General features: G+C 34.5%; 13 protein-coding genes. All 13 read right to left on the bottom strand.

Features of this window, described 5'->3' with window-relative positions:
• Positions 1-94: 94 nt before the first annotated feature.
• Positions 95-880, bottom strand: a complete 786-nt coding sequence (locus tag ACSHWW_RS09145; RefSeq protein WP_435682141.1) for a polysaccharide biosynthesis/export family protein — start codon at positions 878-880, stop codon at positions 95-97.
• A 17-nt stretch (positions 881-897) separates the two neighbouring features.
• Entirely contained in the window at positions 898-2,853 is a 1,956-nt protein-coding gene (locus tag ACSHWW_RS09140; protein ID WP_435682140.1) for a polysaccharide biosynthesis protein, read from the bottom strand.
• A gap of 106 nt (positions 2,854-2,959) precedes the next feature.
• A complete protein-coding gene (locus tag ACSHWW_RS09135) occupies positions 2,960-6,295 on the bottom strand; it encodes a lamin tail domain-containing protein (RefSeq protein ID WP_435682139.1) in 3,336 nt (1,111 codons plus the stop codon).
• Between the two features lie 138 nt (positions 6,296-6,433).
• A complete protein-coding gene (locus ACSHWW_RS09130) occupies positions 6,434-9,199 on the bottom strand; it encodes a T9SS type A sorting domain-containing protein (RefSeq protein ID WP_435682138.1) in 2,766 nt (921 codons plus the stop codon).
• Positions 9,200-9,243: 44 nt separating this feature from the next.
• Entirely contained in the window at positions 9,244-10,383 is a 1,140-nt protein-coding gene (locus ACSHWW_RS09125) for a DegT/DnrJ/EryC1/StrS family aminotransferase (RefSeq protein WP_435682137.1), read from the bottom strand.
• A 26-nt stretch (positions 10,384-10,409) separates the two neighbouring features.
• Complete coding sequence (locus ACSHWW_RS09120; protein WP_435682136.1) at positions 10,410-10,958, bottom strand: sugar transferase; 549 nt, start codon at positions 10,956-10,958, stop codon at positions 10,410-10,412.
• A complete protein-coding gene (locus ACSHWW_RS09115) occupies positions 10,951-11,598 on the bottom strand; it encodes an acetyltransferase (protein ID WP_435682135.1) in 648 nt (215 codons plus the stop codon). The genes ACSHWW_RS09120 and ACSHWW_RS09115 overlap by 8 nt, the downstream gene beginning before the upstream one ends.
• Before the next feature lie 2 nt (positions 11,599-11,600).
• Positions 11,601-12,203 (bottom strand): sugar transferase, encoded by a 603-nt coding sequence (locus ACSHWW_RS09110; protein WP_435682134.1) that lies wholly within the window; start codon positions 12,201-12,203, stop codon positions 11,601-11,603.
• A complete protein-coding gene (locus tag ACSHWW_RS09105; RefSeq protein ID WP_435682133.1) occupies positions 12,203-13,441 on the bottom strand; it encodes a glycosyltransferase family 4 protein in 1,239 nt (412 codons plus the stop codon). The genes ACSHWW_RS09110 and ACSHWW_RS09105 overlap by 1 nt, the downstream gene beginning before the upstream one ends.
• A complete protein-coding gene (locus tag ACSHWW_RS09100) occupies positions 13,442-15,316 on the bottom strand; it encodes an alginate lyase family protein (RefSeq protein ID WP_435682132.1) in 1,875 nt (624 codons plus the stop codon).
• The gene (locus ACSHWW_RS09095; RefSeq protein WP_435682131.1) at positions 15,306-17,423 is read right to left on the bottom strand and encodes a bi-domain-containing oxidoreductase; all 2,118 of its coding nucleotides are present in this window, start codon (positions 17,421-17,423) and stop codon (positions 15,306-15,308) included. Before ACSHWW_RS09095 ends, ACSHWW_RS09100 begins: the two co-directional genes overlap by 11 nt.
• A complete protein-coding gene (locus tag ACSHWW_RS09090) occupies positions 17,420-18,400 on the bottom strand; it encodes a hypothetical protein (RefSeq protein ID WP_435682130.1) in 981 nt (326 codons plus the stop codon). The genes ACSHWW_RS09095 and ACSHWW_RS09090 overlap by 4 nt, the downstream gene beginning before the upstream one ends.
• A complete protein-coding gene (locus ACSHWW_RS09085) occupies positions 18,393-19,403 on the bottom strand; it encodes a hypothetical protein (RefSeq protein ID WP_435682129.1) in 1,011 nt (336 codons plus the stop codon). The genes ACSHWW_RS09090 and ACSHWW_RS09085 overlap by 8 nt, the downstream gene beginning before the upstream one ends.
• Positions 19,404-19,482 lie beyond the last annotated feature (79 nt).

Here is a 19,482-nt window from a genome sequence, read left to right as displayed (position 1 = left end):
TCTCAGAAAAGATTTAATTAAAAAAAGAGTCCACATTAAGAATAAAATCCTATTTAAAAATAGTAAATCCATAAAATCTCTACATATCAATGACTTAGTTTCTAGTCAATAATATGGCAATGGATATAAGGAATGAAGCAATGGAAATAACTGTTCCTGCATAACGATTATATCCACTGGATTGAATCTGAGGACCATTAGGCTCTACAATTACGGTGTCATTTTGTTTCAAATAATAGTAAGGAGAATATATAAAATTTGCGTTAGTTATATCCACCCTAGTTGATTTTTGAATTCCATCATAATCTCTTAAAACGATTATATTTTCCCTCTTACCATAAATTGTTAAATCTCCTGCTAAACCTATTGCTTGTAATAGTGTAATTCTATTGTCATTTATTTTATAAGTGCCAGGTCTATTAACTTCTCCAATAATGGTAACTTTATAATTCATTATACGAACATCTACCTGAGCATCAGTAACGTATTTAAATATTTGAGTTTGTAATTTTTTTTGAAATTCAATTCTTGTTAATCCGGATGTATTTACCACACCTAACAAAGGGAAATTGATATTACCTTCACTATCGACCAAATAAGTTTGTAATGCTCCTTGACCTGCCACATTAACACCATTATTAGTTGCTTGGCTTATAACTTGATTAAATGATTGCACACTTTCCATGTCTGCACTTGTGACAAATATTCTAAGAATATCATCTTTAACAATATAATTCTCAAAATCACTTGATGTATTTGCTGATAAATTGGAATCTACATCTTGTAAATAAATAATCTTCTTTTTAGATACACAAGAGGTAGTTGTAAGAATAGTTAAAACAAGCAGTATAATTATGCTTAAAATGCGATTATTTTTCATTTTGCAAATATAGTATTTTACGTACTTACTTCAACATCTTTATCTAAGACTTCATAAACACTATTTTGACTAATAAATTCTGGCATTAACTTCTTTAAATGTGCAACAACATTAGTATTATTCTGTTGTTCAGCAGCGGCAGCTATTTCAATAATAAAATTATTAACATCCTCTAATTCCATAGCTTTATCCCGAGCAACCATAATCTTTTTATGATGTGTAGGTAAAGTAGTCGACTTATCATTTAATAACTCTTCAAATAGCTTCTCACCAGGTCTTAGACCTATAACCTTAATGTCTATTTGTTTGTAAGGTTCTAGACCAGATAATTTAATCATTTTCTCTGCTAAATCCATGATTCTCACAGGCTTACCCATATCAAAAACGAAAACTTCACCACCTTGCCCCATTGTTCCTGCTTGCAAAACTAGCTGACAAGCTTCAGGAATAGTCATAAAATACCTAATAATGTCTTGATGAGTAACCGTCACAGGACCACCAGCTGCTATTTGTTTCTTAAAGTGAGGTATAACAGATCCGTTAGAACCTAAAACGTTACCAAATCTTGTTGTTATAAAACATGTATTCGTTTCCTTAGCTTGTAAGGCTTGAACATAAATTTCAGCAGCACGTTTAGAAGCACCCATTACGTTAGTAGGATTTACTGCTTTATCAGTTGAAACCATCACAAATCGATCTATACCGTACTCTGCACTTAAATTTGCGAGATTCATAGTTCCTATGATATTTACAAAGACAGCTTCAGATGGATTATTCTCAATAAGAGGTACATGTTTGTAAGCAGCAGCGTGAAACACCATTGAAATTTTTTCACTTTCAAAAAGCTTTCTCATTCTTTTCAAATTCCGAACATCTCCTAAAACAAATTCAAAATCGATTTGATTAAACTCACCACGCAACTCTAATTCTAATTCATGTAATGGAGACTCTGCTTGATCAAGTACTAATAGTTTGGTTGGTTTATATTGAGCTACTTGCCTTACTATCTCACTACCTATAGAACCTGCTCCACCTGTGACTAAGATTACTCTATCATTAATATATTTGTTAATTAAAGAATCATCAAGAACAATAGGATTTCGTTCCAACAAATCTTCAATTTGAATTTCTTTGATATTACCTTGGATACTTTGAGAATCGTTCCATTCTTTAATAACGGGCGCATTAAATATTTGAATACCATGATTCAGACATTCATCTACGACATTATTTTTTTGCTTTTGGCTAATCGTATTTCCTACTATAACAACTCCATCAATATCATAAGGTTTGAGAGTTCCATAAACATTACTGGAATATTTAAAAATGGGCTTCCCTAATATTTTAATCTTGGAATGAGCCTTAGTGAAAGAAATAAAACCAGCTAATATAAAGTCTTGATTTCTAGAAATTGTCATTGCCTCAGCTACAGATATTGTATCATCATTAACTCCTAATAGTAATACTCTTTTCTTCTCTTTTGTATTAAGGTTGATAAAAAGGTAGTAAACAGATTTAACTGAAACTCTGAACAATAGCATCAATCCAAATGTTATAGCTGAAAATATTGCCAAGAAAGGCATTAAAAATAATTTTTGCCCAATAAGGAAATAGCTCGTATAATTTATGATCACCAAAGTTAATCCCGATGTAAAGCAGGCCAGTGCTATTTTTAAAATATCCACCGTAGTACTATGCCTTATTAATCCCGCATAAGTACTAAATATAAAGAAGAATGAAAATTGAACAAGAAATATAACACCACCTTGCTGAGTAATTGATAGTGATGGATATAATGAAACCATCAAATCTTTAATTAAAAAATAAGTAATTAGAAAAGAAATAATTACTAGGAATGAGTCTATAGCAACTACGGCCCATCTAGGTAGATAAGATATATTTCTAAATTTTAAATCATTATCTCCGTTTAACAGAACATGTGACAATCTTTTTTTAAAATAATCCCAGGTCATTTGTAGCTTATGAATTAGTTAAAAAAGGGTAATGCCACCATTACCCTTTTTTTTATTATCAATTTACGTGTGAATTCAAAATATAATTCTGAAAGGATTCCACCAACTAATTTAATATTATTTTTTCAACTGAAACTTTCTCTACTTGTTGAACTCTCAACAAATATACACCCATATTTAATTTATCTAGACCTGTTAAAATTACATCTCTTGCATTAGAATCATAATATCGACGTAATAATAATTGTCCTGATAAATTACGTAATTCTACGGTCGTTGGCAGATTTGCTTCTAAACCTTCTATTCTCACATGACCACTATTTGAAGGGTTAGGGTAAATTGAAATATTATTTTCAAATAACTCAGTTTCATTACTCAAGGTAGTTTGTGAAAAGATTATTGAAAGTCTGTCGCCTGCAATACTACTTGTCATAGAATCATCAAATGAAAGGCTAACAGTAGTTTGACTGTTGTTATTAATCAGATGATATTGACCTGTAAATGCATCATATAAATATGAGTTAAGACTGTTTAAACCCGATAAAGCAACAACAAAATCATATTGACCAGTTTTCATGTTACTAATATTCATTGGTATTATAGTACCATCACTTGGCAATAAACGATTTTCAATTACCAATTTATCGCTTCCATTGAGGATCGAAATACTCTCATCTAAATTATCGAGCTTAATAAGATCAAACCCATCAATAGCATCGTTTGCATTTGAATCAAAATTCACTTTAAAACCGTCAAGTGCTATTGATCCAGTATTGAATAAATCAAGGGACAAGGTAGCTTGAGGTAAACTATAAGTAGCTGTAACATTAGATCCGGTTACTTTGAAAGACTCTTTAAAAGTTACACTAGGAGCATCCATGTCTGCATCATCAGCTATTTGAAGAAACATAGACTGTCCTGGTTGTAAATTACCTGTCACCTCTGTGTCTGTTGGCGTACTTGAAGATGTAGCAAAATCATAGGCTCTATATGCTCCACGAGTTCCTGCTTGAGGATTCCAAACATACATAAAATTAGGATTGATATCCTCTGTTCCAGGATTCATCAAGTCCGTGTCATCCATCATAGCCTGAATACTTACTTTAGATTGGTAAGGATTACCTACAAACACAAATTCACCTGTCGATAAAGAACTATCAAACGTCTGTGTAGCATCGGTTAATCTTAATGTTCCTTTAGTGACTAACTTAGTATCATTAGGCGTATCTACAATCGTCATATCGATAGAACGATCTCCTCTTATGAAGAGTCTATAAGGTTCTCCTGCTTGTAAACTAGCTACTGGATCATTAGTAGCTGACAATGTAGTCCAAGCTTGAGCGTCATCATTACTAAAACCAAAAATGGACGGATTATTAGTTATCGTTGTGTCGAATCCTCCAGATGTCCCACCCGTAATGTGAGTTCCTTCTCCAGCTTCATAACCAGCATCCCCTGGATTCAAACCACCTTGTTGCCAGTTATCAAAAATAGTTCCAGCCATATCAACTGATGAACTCACAAATCTAAAGGCTCTTTGCGCAGGATAGAATTGCTCTATAGTGACGTTACCTACTAGATCTCCATTAACTACTGGTCCTACAACCGCAGTTTTTCCATTTGAACTTTTAAATGTGATATTTTCATTGGTTGTAAAGTCTCCAGTATTAAGTGTTAAAATACCTTCCAAATTTAACAATGCTTGTAAATCAATCCCATTTGTGTTATCAACTAATATATTTTCTAAATCAAACTCATTACCAGCAATCACTTGCTCTGAGTTCCCAATGAAGCTTATCGTTGCATCACCTCCTATCAATACTCCATCATTTACAATATTCTTAGTAATGCTTAAAGTATTCATTCCTAAATTTAAACTTGCGCCTAATGCTATTGTTACATTTCTAGCAGATAAAGATCCTGTTATGGCAATTGAACCATTATTAATGAAGATATCATCAGTAACAAATGAATTACCTACTGGATCACTTGGTGACCATGTGCCATTTTCATATACATAATTAACAGGTTCTGGGTTCCCAGGTGTCATATCAGCCACGTCTGCTTGAGAAATAGACCAATTAACTGCTACCCAAGTATCAGAAGGAACATCAAATGTTGTATTCCTAACGGCTCTACTATCTTCATATTCCCATGCTTCTCCACTACCATCTGTCCCTATTTCACCATAAATATCAAAAAGAGTTCCAGATCCTGGAGTACCTGCGTATAATGCATAGGTATCATCTCCATTCCCACTTACTGCTCCACTAATTGCGTCTGGAGCAAATCCATAAGCATTAGTAAAGTTAGTTCCATTTCCAGCAATAACGTAATAAGAACCAGGATTCAAAACACCAGCAAGTTGCTCGTTCTGAGAAGTAGTATTTGAATTTGCAAATCGAGCTAGAAAAACTTGGGTAGTAGAAAAGTCAATTGCTGTTGTTCCATTATTATAAATTTCTACAAACCTAGCATTGGCGTTATCACTTGGGTCAGCAACTTCCGTAATGATTAAGGTAGGCGCAGGAATAGGATCCATAACAGTATAGGAAAATTCTGCCGTAGTTGCAGCAGCTGGCATAGCATTACTATCTGTAGCAACTATTTGATAATATACGGTTGTACCATCACTTTGCGCAGGAATTGTAGCACTATAATCATTACCTGAATTTGACATCGTTATAGGTGTCTCAGTTAATACGCCAGAAGAAAAACCATATTGTAAGATAACGCTCGCAATTCCATCACTATCAGTTATAGTCGCTATTACATCAACAGTGTCTGTTGATAGTACTGTTTGGTCTGGACTTTGGATAATAGCCGAAATTGTAGGTGCAGGATTACCACCAGTCGACACTACAAAAGTTGTCAAATCAAGAGGTGTTATTCCCGAACCATTAGTTGTCCAGTTTGACACATTAGATATGGCTGTAAATAAATTAGATTTATTATCCATCCTAGTTCCGGAATATTCTCCATCATCATTTCCGAAAAGAACAATCGCCGTAAAGCCTCCAGGAATAGTACCAATATCGCCACTATCCTCTCCTACCGCAAACAGATATCGATCAACCTGACCAACTGAAGGTCCTTGATATGCAATTAATCCATCTCCAGCATTACCAGGAGCAAAAGATGCACTAGCAACAGAAAAGTCACTACCATTATCATTATAAGATATTACAGTCCCAGCAGTTACTGCAGTAGACGCAGTATATAAGATATGACCTTCGTTTAAGGAAATTGTAAAATCGTTATCAGCTTCTTCATCTGTAAAATATATTTCAGTTCCTGAATCTATATCAACTAAAGTCACAAATGAGAAACCATCAGATGGAGTGTCATAAGCCGTTATAGCAATATCTCCAACATTTAAAACTGTTTGAGCATTTGCCGTAAATGCTGCAAAACTTAATAAAACTAGTAATATTTTTTTCATTTCTTATTTTTTAGAATTACAAAAATAGTCCTTTTAAATAGTTAAAATTGTTATAGTTATATTAAGCTAGTATTAAATATAAAATCCAGTACTCTTGAGTAGAATACTGGATTAAAAAAGTACTTAACTTTAAAACTATTATTTAACTAACAGTTTTTTAGTAATCGATTCTTTTCCGTTTGAAATACTTACCAGGTAAGAGCCTGAATTCAATTTTGGCATATCAATTTCTATTTCGCTACTGGTTATACGTGAAGCAATTTCCTGCCCTAACATATTATAAATAGCGATTTCAAAAGTTTCTCCCAAAGGATTATAAACATTCCAATTTTCATTAAGGACTGGATTAGGGTATATGGAAATCGCTTTCGCGAAAGCGGTATCATCAACACCTAAGGTAGTATTATCAAACATAATCATAAAACGATCTGCACTCATGCTTACTGGGATTGAAGCATCTACAGTGAATGCGTATGATCCGAGATTAGTGTCATGCTCTATATTCAGATAGTTATCAATCAATTTAATATGATATAAAGCAAGTCCATTTTTAATAAAATCAAAGCTGTAGTTAGTCTGTCTGTATGTGGTAAGATGCACTGGCAGTAGCATGCCGTTTGAAGGCATAGCATTACGCAACAGGCTGTATTGAGCTCCTGCTGTAGTGAAAGAAAGGCTTTCATCCAGATTAGAAAGTTTTATAGCGTCCATAGAGTCAATGCTATCTGCATAAGCTGCGTCAAAATCAACTCGAGTACCGTCGATCACGTTACCTGAATTATCTTTAAGTGTTAAATTAAGGCGATCTATATTGTTAGGGTGATGGAATACATTTGTTCTAGTAGTCTCGAGTGTTTTAGTATTTTCTGTAAAAAACACTGAGGCACCAGTGGTTACTGTTGAATTGTTTTGTACAAATGAGCTTTGCCAAGGCTCCATAAATTGGTCTGCATCACTTCCTGTTACGTTATTCTCACCATTCATTACTGGATCGCTACTTAAGGTTACGGTTACATATGCTCCACGAGAGTTTACCGTCGGATCCCAAACATAGTAGAAATTAGGATTCACGTCAGTACTTTGAGCAAGTACTTGAGACATGTCTACATAAGCAGCATATGGATTTGCTATCATGTTAAAAGCATTTGCCGCATCGTTGAGTTTATTAACTGTTGAGCTAGAATCATAAGTTACATCTCCTGTTACCACACTTCCTGTAGCAGACAGTGTTGTATTATTTGCTGCTTGAGTGTTAGAAAACAAGTCTCTAGAGCGATCTCCTCTTATAAATGTTCTTAAAGGAAGTCCTATTTCAAAGTTAGTTGCATTTGTATTTGCAACTGCTTCCCATCTAGGGCTTCCAGTTACTGGATTGTTTAAATATTTAAACATACTAGGATTATTTGAACCTGATTGATCAAAACCTAATGAAGCATCACCACCAGTTATTTGAGTTCCTTGCGCGAGAAATGTTGAACCATTAGATTGCAATGATTCATAAATGGTTTGTCCATTTACTGGACTAGCTAGAAATCTAAATGCTCTATTTCCATCATTACGTGCAGGAATCAATTTATTTGAAACAACTGTATTACCGGTGATGGAAGCTGTAGGACCTAATGGTCCTATTACAGCAGAACGTGAAGTATTTGATCTTAATTTTAAGTCATAACCGTTGAGATTTAAATTACCGCTGTCTATTTTTAAATAACCGCTAAGAAATTTATCACTGTTTAATGCTAGTACTGGTTGATCTATGACAACATGGTCTGGTGTTCCAGGTAAAGAAACTATAGAATCAGTGCCCCATTCTGGACCTGTAGTAGTCATGGCATTACTGTTATATATTAAAACTGAATTTGCTAAAAAACGAAGAGGTAATTTATTAAAACCATTTCCTGAAAACTTAATAGAACTCGTTATCAATGGTCTATTTGCGTAAAAATCACCTGTGACTTCCACATTTGGATTAATAGTAAGTGAAGCTCCACTTGTCGCATTATTAGTTCTGGAGATTCCTCCATTTTCAAACAGTAATTTTCCAGAAGTGTTTATAGTGGTAGGTGCGTTAACATCTACGCTTATTCCTGCCCAATTCCCAAAGGTCAAATCATTTGAGCCAAAGTTTGAAATAGATATTCCAGTAATGGCAAGAGTACCTCCAGGGGCAATAACTATAGGTCCTGTGGTAGTAGGGAATCCTGTAACTTCCAGTCTCGAATAGGTACCTGCAGGAATAGTTCCTGAGCTATAGGTGGCATAAGTAGCATTTGTATTAGTAACTTTAGAAGGATTAGATCCTGCACGATTGATATCTACAGACCCAAAATATTCTGTGAAAACAGGATTGTTATCGTTATTAGGCGATCGGTCTGCAGGAACCTCAGCAAAGGTTCCTCCATTGTAACCCATCCACATCGTAAAACGTATCATTTCTGGATTTCCTATATCTGCTTTGGCAAGAACAAATTGTCTATGATTTGAACCCGTTTGTGCAGTAAAAAATTGTGTAATTGTGTTCCAATCTGTTCCATTCCACTCACGTCGTTCATTATAATTCTCTTCCAGTCTTATGGCATAATTTGCATTAAACGGTAATGTAGGAGTTACGTTTGCAAAATTAGTCCCTACATTACTACCAGTGGAATCACCATCAGGATCTGTGTCTATGAAAATATTAAAACTATCGCTAGTGCCAAAATTACCAGCCGTATTCACGACACTCAAATATAGATTTGTCTCATCATAAGCTACACTATAAGTAATAGTAGGTAATTCAGATGAGTTATAACTTTCCTTATTTGTAAAATCAGTAGTATTTCCTGTTAGTGTAACAGTTCTAAAAGATTGAGATAAAGCAATTGCTGGTATGAATAGCAGCAAAAAAAAGTATATTCTTTTCATAATCCTAGTATTAATAAAATTAGGACTACAAAGATAAGATAGTCTTAAGAAAATAAAGAAGCGATAGAATCTTTAATTCGCTCGCGGTCAGCATCTGTGAGGTTTGAACCTGATGGTAAGCAAAGTCCTTTTTCAAATAATTCTTCACATACTCCATTTCCATAATATGGGAAATCTTTGTAAAGCGGCTGCATGTGCATAGGTTTCCATAATGGTCTGGATTCTATGTTATCTTTTTCAAGAGCTAACCTAATGTCTTCTCTAGTAATTCCTCCAGTTTGAGATGGTTCAACTAGAATAGCACTGAGCCAGTGATTAGAATAATAGTCATCAGTTTTTTCTACCTGTACTTCTACTCCATCTATATCTTTAAAAAGATTTTGATAAAAGGCGTTCATTCCTCTTCTTAGAGCGATATGCTTGTCGAGTACCTGCATTTGACCACGGCCTATTCCTGCACTTATATTACTCATGCGGTAATTATAACCTACTTCACTATGTTGATAATGTGGAGCATTATCTCTGGCTTGAGTTGCAAGGAATACCGTTTTATTTTTAATCTCTTGGCTAGGACATACCATAGCACCACCACCACTAGTAGTAATAATTTTGTTACCGTTAAAACTTAAGATTCCGTAATCTCCAAAGTTTCCGCATTTCACTCCTTTGTACGTGCTACCTAGCGCCTCGGCACTGTCTTCTATGACAGGTATGTTTTTCGCTTTCGCGAAAGCGTGAATCTCATCCACCTTATAAGGCATACCATAAAGATGCACGGCAAGAATAGCTTTGGGCTTTTTACCCTTTGCCATACGATCTTCTACAGCTTCCATCAAAGCCTTAGGACACATGTTCCAGGTTTGTGTTTCACTATCCACAAGAATAGGCGTCGCTCCTAAATATAAAATAGGATTTGCACTACCACAAAAGGTAAAACTCTGACATATCACCTCATCGCCTGGACCTACGCCTGCTTGAATAAGAGCTAGGTGAATAGCTGCTGTTCCACTTGAAAGTACTGCCACTTCTTTATTCTCACCTTGATAAGACTTTAAATCTGCTTCAAAACCATTAACGTTAGGTCCTAATGGAGCCACCCAGTTTGTTGCAAAGGCTTCATTTACAAAGTCCTGTTCTGTTCCACCCATGTGAGGTGATGATAGCCAAATTTTATCTTGTGACATGCGATTGATTTAAGTTGCAAATATACTTACTTCCATAAGGATGTAACGGTTTGAAATATGATTTTGAGATCATAAAAAAAGCTACGCTTTTCTAAATACTCAAGATTCATTTTTACTTTATCTGGGAATAATACTTGATCATTATAGGCTTGAGCATCTTCCTGTTGAGCAAGCAAATATTCTTCATTTCTATATTTAATGGCCGCAAGACTGGTAAGTCCAGGTTTTAACTGGAGTACTTTGCGCTTTTCGCCAGAAAGTAAGTCATAGTATCCTGGTACATCTGGACGTGGACCTACAAAGGACATATCACCTTTAATGATGTTTATTAGTTGAGGTAACTCATCGATTTTAAATTTGCGCAACCATTTACCTATTGCTGTTACTTTACCATTGTTCATGGTGCGTAATTTTAATATTTGAAAAGGATTACCGTTTTGACCTATGCGAGTTTGAACAAAAATCCCAGAAGATTGTGTAGAAATAGCTGCAAATAATGTAGCGATTATCAGGAATGGAAGAATTACTAACAAAATTAATAATCCCATAATAAAATCAAAGGTGATTTTAATCATGAAATTTTATAGGTTTTGCAGGAATACCTACAGCAGTACATTTAGCAGGCAAGCTTTTAGAAACAACAGCTCCAGCACCTACAATAGTGCTTTCGCCTATTTCTAATTGGTTAATGATTTTTGCCCCAGTTCCAACATAAACGGCTTTATGTATTACAACTTCTCCTGAAATATTTACACTAGGCATAAATGAAGCATAAGAATTGATCAGAGTATCGTGGCCTACTGTACAGGATAGGTTTAAAGTAACAAAATCCTTAAGTACAATATCACAAGTAATTATCACTCCTGCGCATATTACACAACCATTACCTATCACAACATTATCGTTGCCTATAATAGCAAGAGGATCTATAATACTAGGGAATTTAAGGTTAGGATTACTTTTTAATTTAGTATTTAATAATTCCTTTATTGCTGGAATACCTATTCCCATTACTACATTCATAGGATTATTTACTGCAAATAAATCATCAACGGTTCCTAAAAATGGCACCCCATTAATTAATCCAGAAAGCTCAGGATTATCATCATAAAAACCTAATAACTCGTAACTAGGTTTTATCTGATTCAAACGATCAATTATAAATTTAACTTCTCTACCGAAGCCACCAGCTCCAACAATTACTATTTGTTCCATAATTAATTTCCTTTAAATCTAGTCATAGTAGCCTGACCTGCAGCGCTAATTCCCTCTGACACAAATACTTTTTTAATAGTTTTAAAAATAATCTTCAAATCCAGTATAACTGATTGATGATCTACATACCAAACATCAAGTTTAAACTTCTCTTCCCAGCTTATCGCATTACGTCCATTTACCTGTGCCCATCCTGTTATACCAGGAATTACCTCGTGACGTCGTGCTTGTTCCTTTGAATATAATTCCAAATATGCTGGTAGTAATGGTCTAGGCCCTACTATACTCATATCTCCTTTAATAACATTCAGTAATTGTGGCAGTTCATCAAGTGATGTTTTACGCACTATACTACCTATTCTAGTAAGTCTCTTTTCATCACTAAGCAATTTACCTTGAGCATCTTTCTTATCGTTCATGGTTTTAAACTTGATGATTTTAAAAAGTTGACCAGATTTTCCTGGTCGTATTTGAAAAAAGAATGGTGATCCAGAATTTGCGATTGCAAGAAAAAGAAGAACTATTATAAAAACAGGGAACAAGATCATAAATGCTATTAAAGCAGTTATTCTATCTAGTAATGGTTTTAATAAATTTCTATACATTATTTTAACACCGTTTTCATGTAATCTAAATAGCGTGAAGCAAGTACTGATCTATCAAAGTTTGCTATAGCATGATCGTAACCATTTTGTCCCATTTTTAAGAGCATTTCTGGATTCCCTAATGCTTGTCTTATTCCCGCAGCAATAGCCTCTGGATTTTCTGGTTCCACATAAATCCCACAATTTGCTTGTTCCACTAACTCTCTACTTACACCATCTATAGCAAGCAATGTAGGTTTTTTACAGGACATGTAATCAAATGTTTTATTTGAATAAATTGTTTTAAAAGTATCTACCTTTTTAAGTACCGAAGCACCCATATTTGAAGCGAGAATATATTTAAATACTTCAGCTTTGGCCACTGGATCTCTAAAAATAACATTATCTAATCCACGTTTATTTTTCTCCTCAATAAGAGATTCTTTGCGCATACCAGATCCTATTAATTGAAAAACCACATTTGTATCTTTAAGCAACTCTGCAGCATCCAGCAATTGAATCAAATGGTTTGCTACTCCATGGGCACCTACATAAGTTATCACAAATTTATTCTCTAGTCCTATAGACTTTTTAAAATCAAGTGCATTAAAATCTTTTTCTACAGCTGCGGCTAAAGAGAAGTCTGCAGCGTTAGGTATAAATAGAATTTTCTTCTCTGGAACTCCTTTTTCAATAAGCTTAGTTCGGAATGCTGGAGTAAGCACATTTATCAATTTTGCTTTTTTATACATAAAAGCTTCAAACCAATATGCAAATTTGATAATAGGTTTACTTTTTAAAACTCCAGTATCTATAGCACTTTCTGGCCATAAATCTCTTACCTCAAACACAAAAGGCAATCTCTTAAAAACAGATAAAATATAAGCAGTAATTCCCACAAATAAAGGTGGCGATGTTACTAATATCACATCATGTTTACCATTTACTTTAAAAAGACCTGCATATACACTGCTAAATACAAAAGAAAAGTAAGCCCATAATCTACCTAAAAAACTAGAGTTATAACTTTCAGACACGTGGCAGCGCACTACATCTACTTTATTATAGAAGTTTTCATCTTTTAAAGTGAATTTACCCTTATATCTTTCTTCTTTTTTTCCCGTTGCATAGTGAACCATTCCTGCTAGGACAGTTACTTCATGTCCTTGAGCTGTCCAAGCTTTAGTCATTTCATTAAAACGAGAACCACCGCCGTCGTTTTTCTCTAGAAAATATTGATGAATAAGTAAAATTCTCATTTATGGTTTGATGCTTATTTGTGTATGTATAACACTATTTTTAGTTGTAAAAGACACGGCGATAGATTCTTCTTTAATTCCATAATAGCTAGAATACCACTTTTTTTCTATGACAGGAGTCAACACATTATCCTTCTCGTCTCTAGCTACAAAAGTAACTTTTTCTATAAGGAGCGGATTAACATTCCAGTGCTGCGTCATTTTTTTATTTGATTTGCTTGTAACTGAATCATCAACTGTCCATTCATGAACTCCTGGTTTCTTAAGAACTTTTCTAACGTGCTCTATCGTTCCTATATGTCTAAAGGCATTTATTTTACCTTCAAAATTGTAGTAATCTGGTTTACCTAAGAGGGCACTTGCCCTTTTTACCCAATAGTACCATATGAAACGACCACCTTTTTTCATTTGATCTTTCCCGTCTATGGTTACCGTGTTGTGACCTTTAGTTCCCATGAAGTGATCGAGATATTTTTGCTCAGTATTATACTTATAGCTACCGCAATCCCACAAATAATTTTCTCCATCGATCCACAAATCTAAATGTAAATTATCTGCCTGTGCAGGTCTGTCTTGATACGCACCGCAGCGTATAAAAGTTTTTGAACGCTGTTCATTAATGATATAATAGCCACCAGTTTTAAATTGGGCCATTTCTGGCTGGTTGCGAGTTACTAATTCAGGATCTTCCATTCCATACCAGGCAAAACTCTCAGATGGTAAAACTGCGGTACCACTAAGCGCCATTCTAAGATCATCTAGCTGGCTCGTGTAATCACGATAATCTAGATCTGTGAATTTGAAAAACAGAGCGCCATCATTACTACCATAATTGGGTAACGTACCAGATTTCTCATCCAGACAAGCATCTAAAAAGTCTAATGATACTTGTGCTTTTTTATAAATACTATCACTGAATCGCAAACCATTTAATTCATTAAGTCTTATTCCCCAAGTAAGCAATTGTACTACTACTCTATGGTAATTCATGGAATACTGTAGAAAGGTTCCATCTTCATAGATTTGATAATCGACCTCTTGCTCAAACCATTTAAGACCATCCTTACTCCAACTTTTAGTTTCGGGAATAAATGGAAACAATAGACCTGATAAGTATAGCATTAACGACTCCGTAATCGCATGATTATTGCGCACGGCGATTCTCGAGAAATGGATATTATTTCTTACATGATGTAACTGCCAGTAAATGGAATTCATTATTTTTTCAAATAGCGACTCAGTTAAAGCTGGACTGTTTTTATAAAAGTGAATGGCATACGTCCAGTTCAATATTCTCAAACTTATCTCCTGACTGCACTTGTACTGTGGACCTAGATTTATAGGATTCTTATCTATAAAATCTTCAATTTCTCCTAGTATATAAACTGACTGATCCTGACCGCTGTGGTAGTCGTATCTCAAGATATCGTAGATGTAAGAAAAACGCGCCTTTTCCCATATAAATTTGATATCTCCAGCTTCCTTAGATAAATCTGCTATTTGCGACCAGTGTTTACTGTTATCATATTGAAATCCGTTAGTAGGGTTAACAGACCATTGCGTTTCTCTATCTAATTGAAACTGCTGGCTATTGAAGAAAGTGATGTTGTTGTTTACGCTTTCGCGAAAGCGTGCTTCTAAATCTACATTCAAGTTTTTATCCAGTTTAATATCTTCTCTAGAGGCTATAAGAAATGGAATCTTAGCATCTTTCCATTCTTGCAACGTGATGAAACTCTTATGTGCTGGTGCTGCAGGAAATTTTTTAATAAACAATCCTGTTTTCACCTGAAATAAGTGCCAAATACGGAAACCGACATAACGCCAGCCCATATTTTTAATAAAGTCGATGATAAGTAGAAATTTATTCCACATCTACCCAGCTTCCAGTTTTTAAACTTTCTATTGCAGCAAATGATGCTCGAGTCGTATTAACTAAAGAGTCTATCTCAATTAAGGCGTCTCCACCTTTATTAACGTGATCTACCATTAATTTAAATTGATTCTTATGACCTTTATCCATTTTAGTTTTCAATCCACTAAAACCTTTAAAACCATATGCTTTGAGTTTTCTCCAATTGTCTAAAACTAGAGTGCGTTCCTGACTATAGATTTCAACACGTTCCTTTGAATAGGCTTTACTACCGTTTGCAAAGTAATTAATAACTCCTGTGGATCCATTTTCAAATTTCAATAGTAAGGTTGCGTTATCTGTGTTTTCCTCTGGGTTAATACCCATCGCGTTCATACATACAGATGTTACTTTGCTTCCTGTATAGAATGCAATTAGATCAATAAAGTGGCAGGCTTCTCCTATGATACGTCCACCACCGACTTTAAGGTCATGAACCCAAACATCTGCCGGAATGGCTCCTGCGTTCATAGTTGCAATTACATTAATAGGTGTATCTCCATATCCTATCGCTTCTTTCATTTTAACGGCATGTGGAGAAAATCTACGATTGAATCCTACCGTTAAAGAAGCGTTTGATTCCTTATATACTTCAATAATATCGTTTAATTCCTCATTATTCAAGGCTAGTGGCTTTTCTACAAAAACGTTTTTACCTGCCTTGAGTGATTTAATCACCATAGGAGCATGTAAGTTGTGTCTGGTAGTGATCATTACCGTACTAACGTTTGAGTCCTTGAGTACTTCATCAAAATCTGTCGTACTGTTTGCTATTTCAAACTTTTTTGCCAATGTAGTTCCAGATAATCCTCCAGAGCTGATGATGTATTGCAGGTCTGCATGAGTGTCCTTCATGGCTGGAAGCATGGTCATTTTAGTAAAATTCCCTGCTCCTACGACAGCTATTCCAGCTTTACTTGAATTTGCTTTATGAGATGCTATTTTTATAGTATTGCTATAAGTAGCGTTAGTATAATTAAGGATGGAAGCGATAGATTTAGAACTACCTATTTCACCATAGATTTTTTGAAAATCGTTAAGTTCCACGACCTCTGTAATCATAGGATCTACTTCTATGAAGTTTTTTGAGATCGAATTAAGGATGGTTTCAAAGTTGCGCTTCTCAGTCCATCTTACAAATGGTAATGGATAATCCTGACCTCTGTTTTCGTAATTTTCATCATAACGACCTGGACCATATGAACAAGATACCTGAAAAGTTAATTCTTTTTGATAAAACTCTGCTCTACTTATATCTAAACCTATGACACCTACGAGTATTATTCTACCTCGCTGTCTAGACATTTGTGCAGCTTGAGAAATAACATCGTTAGACTTAGTAGAGGCAGTGATTATAACACCATCAGCTCCTACTCCATCTGTGAGTTGCATTACTGTTTTTACAGGATCTTCTCCTTGAGCTGGATTAATAGTTGTTATTCCCCATTTTTTTGCAAGGTCTAACTTAGATTGATCAAAGTCTATTCCTATAACGTTACATCCATTAGCTTTTAAGAGCTGTGCTGTCATTAAACCTATCAGTCCTAGACCTGTAACTACAATTGTTTCTCCAAGTGTAGGCTCACATAATCTTATTCCTTGAAGACCTATACTTCCTATTACTGTAAAAGCAGCTTGCTCATCAGTCACATTTTCTGGAATAGCAGCGACTAAATTTTTAGGAATACAAACAAACTCTGCATGACCACCATTAGACGCTACGCGGTCACCTACTTTAAATTCTGAAACGCCTTCTCCTACTCCTATCACTTTACCTACATTACAGTAGCCTAGAGGTAATGGTTCTCCTAATTTATTAAAAACCGTTTCTAGAGTAGGCATTAACCCATCGGTTTTTATTTTATCAAGCACCATTTTCACCTTATCGGGTTGCTGTCTAGCTTTAGATATCAAATTAGATTTACCGAATTCTACAAGCATGCGCTCCGTTCCAAGTGAAACAAGAGATTTAGTAGTTTGAATAAGTACCTGTCCACGTTTAACCTGTGGTGCAGGCAATTCTTCTAGTATCGTTTCTCCTGTTTTAAAGGATTGTATGATTTGTTTCATGTAATGATTGATTTATATAATTCTATCAAACGCATAGCACCATTTTCGACATTATCAGCAGCGTTCAACACTTCTTTTGTAGATTTTATTTTATTGGCAACGATTGAGATGTGATCCTGTAACTTTCCTCGGTTATAAAGATATGTCCCTTTAGGTCTATTTACAACCTGAGTTGCCATTGTTATCTTATTCAAGTACAACGATTCTTTAACTGAAAGTGAATCACCATCAGTAGTAGTATTTCTAATCGAGACATCACAAGAATCTAAAACTTTATAAAAAGAATGAGGCCCTTTTAATATTAATACATTTTCTGAGATTATTGTGTTGTCATTTGCAAATTTACTGCTATAAACACCTGAAGGATCAGAGAATACTAAAGCTACATTAGGTAATTCTTCAAAGCATTTTAAAACCTCATAAATACCATAGATTTCTATTCCGTTTTTATCAAAACTTAAATTATAAGCATTGGTACAAAAAAGAACTTCATACTTTTTTCTCAACATCTCTATGCCTGACTCAAATTTCTTTGGAATTTTTTCCTTTTCTAATAAAGGTGGAATAAATGAAGAAAACAATCTTGAATTCTTGTTGCCGATTATCGCTTTATTAAAACTAAATTTATTCAATACCACTGGATAGCTAGCAAATTTAAGCGTGATTCTATTCAATAGTTTTTGATAAAATTTCTTGTATCGATCTAGATCTCCGTGAAAAGTGACTACGTAGGTTGCTGGTAGAAGCAAGTTTAAAATGGAGAGATAGGCTTGTACCCATTGACTAGACGTGTGCAAATGAATTATCTTAAACTTAAAAAAATAAGAAAAGGACTTTACAAATATACTTTTGTTTAATTCTTTAAATTCATAATTAAGATTCGTTTCATCCAGTTCTTGAAGTAGTCTTTGAACATGAATAGTCACTCCACCTATAGGTGGAGGAACTTTTCCTAGTATCAATATAGACTTATCCATTTTCTGATATTAAAGATTGTTTTTTCTTGAAGATATAAGGAATAAAGTACAAGAACAGAATAGCTTGAGTAGAAGTCATATAACCCAATGATTGCCCTTTAACATTCAATAATAATTGTATAGCAAACAATAGATGAAGAAAGGGCATTGCATAAATGCTTTCTTTTTTTATTACTTCCTTGAAATGATAATTAGTAAATTTTGCAAAGGCGAAATAAGCAATTACACCTAAGAAACCATAGTATAACAACACTCTCATATAACCCGAATCTGTACTCATGTAATAGGACATACGATCACCATTAGGGACAGTCCACATTCCATCTCCAATTAAAATAGTCTTTAAATCAGGTACAAAATACATTTCATAAAAAAGAGCATCAGTGGAACGAGTACTTAACGATCCAGATTCCTCATAATTATAATAGAATTCTAGCAACCATTTAGCTAAAGAGGATTGATAAAATGAATCTGGCACTAAAAGGTACAACATGAATAACAATAACACCATTGCAAGCAAACCAGCAACAATGTTTTTTATTTGAATTTTTGACAGAAAAAGGATTAGTGCAAATGCAATTCCTAAAAATATTGTTCTACCTGTAAAAAAGGAACCTACTATTATTAAAAGAAAAGCACCAATAGATAATAACGTTACAGATCTTTTTAGAAAAAATTCATAAAAAGCTATAACTATTATCATGGTATAAGCTCCTGCAGTCCAAAAGAATTGACCAGCAGATAACGAAAGAGCTCTAAATCCACTATAAGTTTCTGACCCTAACGTTTGGGTGCGTTCATCCTGAAAAGATCTAACAAATGCTTCAACCGAACTTGAGACATAGGCTCCAACAATTATTAGAGATTGTAGAACAAACGCATAAATTAAATACTTATGAGCTTTTCCTTTGGCATCTTCCTCATCCAAAGAGGCGTAGAAGATTACAATAGTTGAGAATATAAACAATTGATTGAGTAAGGATTTAATAATACTCAGTTCCATCGTTTGATTAATGAGCGCTATGAAGAAGCTAAAAACTATAATACCAAGTATATAGATATAAGTGGTATTAACATATTTG

The sequence above is a fragment of the Nonlabens sp. genome (assembly GCF_051251825.1).
Taxonomy (GTDB): Bacteria; Bacteroidota; Bacteroidia; order Flavobacteriales; family Flavobacteriaceae; genus Nonlabens.
Note: the sequence above shows the minus strand (reverse complement) of the source record. Positions and strands in the feature narration are given on the sequence as shown.

Bases quoted from the DNA above. Each gene is read 5' to 3' on its own strand.
- ACSHWW_RS09105 (WP_435682133.1), bottom strand. From the start codon at position 13,441: ATGAGAATTTTACTTATTCATCAATATTTTCTAGAGAAAAACGACGGC.
- ACSHWW_RS09095 (WP_435682131.1), bottom strand. From the start codon at position 17,423: ATGAAACAAATCATACAATCCTTTAAAACAGGAGAAACGATACTAGAA.
- ACSHWW_RS09115 (WP_435682135.1), bottom strand. From the start codon at position 11,598: ATGGAACAAATAGTAATTGTTGGAGCTGGTGGCTTCGGTAGAGAAGTT.
- ACSHWW_RS09135 (WP_435682139.1), bottom strand. From the start codon at position 6,295: ATGAAAAAAATATTACTAGTTTTATTAAGTTTTGCAGCATTTACGGCA.
- ACSHWW_RS09120 (WP_435682136.1), bottom strand. From the start codon at position 10,958: ATGATTAAAATCACCTTTGATTTTATTATGGGATTATTAATTTTGTTA.
- ACSHWW_RS09130 (WP_435682138.1), bottom strand. From the start codon at position 9,199: ATGAAAAGAATATACTTTTTTTTGCTGCTATTCATACCAGCAATTGCT.
- ACSHWW_RS09090 (WP_435682130.1), bottom strand. From the start codon at position 18,400: ATGGATAAGTCTATATTGATACTAGGAAAAGTTCCTCCACCTATAGGT.
- ACSHWW_RS09125 (WP_435682137.1), bottom strand. From the start codon at position 10,383: ATGTCACAAGATAAAATTTGGCTATCATCACCTCACATGGGTGGAACA.
- ACSHWW_RS09100 (WP_435682132.1), bottom strand. From the start codon at position 15,316: ATGTGGAATAAATTTCTACTTATCATCGACTTTATTAAAAATATGGGC.
- ACSHWW_RS09085 (WP_435682129.1), bottom strand. From the start codon at position 19,403: ATGGAACTGAGTATTATTAAATCCTTACTCAATCAATTGTTTATATTC.
- ACSHWW_RS09145 (WP_435682141.1), bottom strand. From the start codon at position 880: ATGAAAAATAATCGCATTTTAAGCATAATTATACTGCTTGTTTTAACT.
- ACSHWW_RS09110 (WP_435682134.1), bottom strand. From the start codon at position 12,203: ATGTATAGAAATTTATTAAAACCATTACTAGATAGAATAACTGCTTTA.
- ACSHWW_RS09140 (WP_435682140.1), bottom strand. From the start codon at position 2,853: ATGACCTGGGATTATTTTAAAAAAAGATTGTCACATGTTCTGTTAAAC.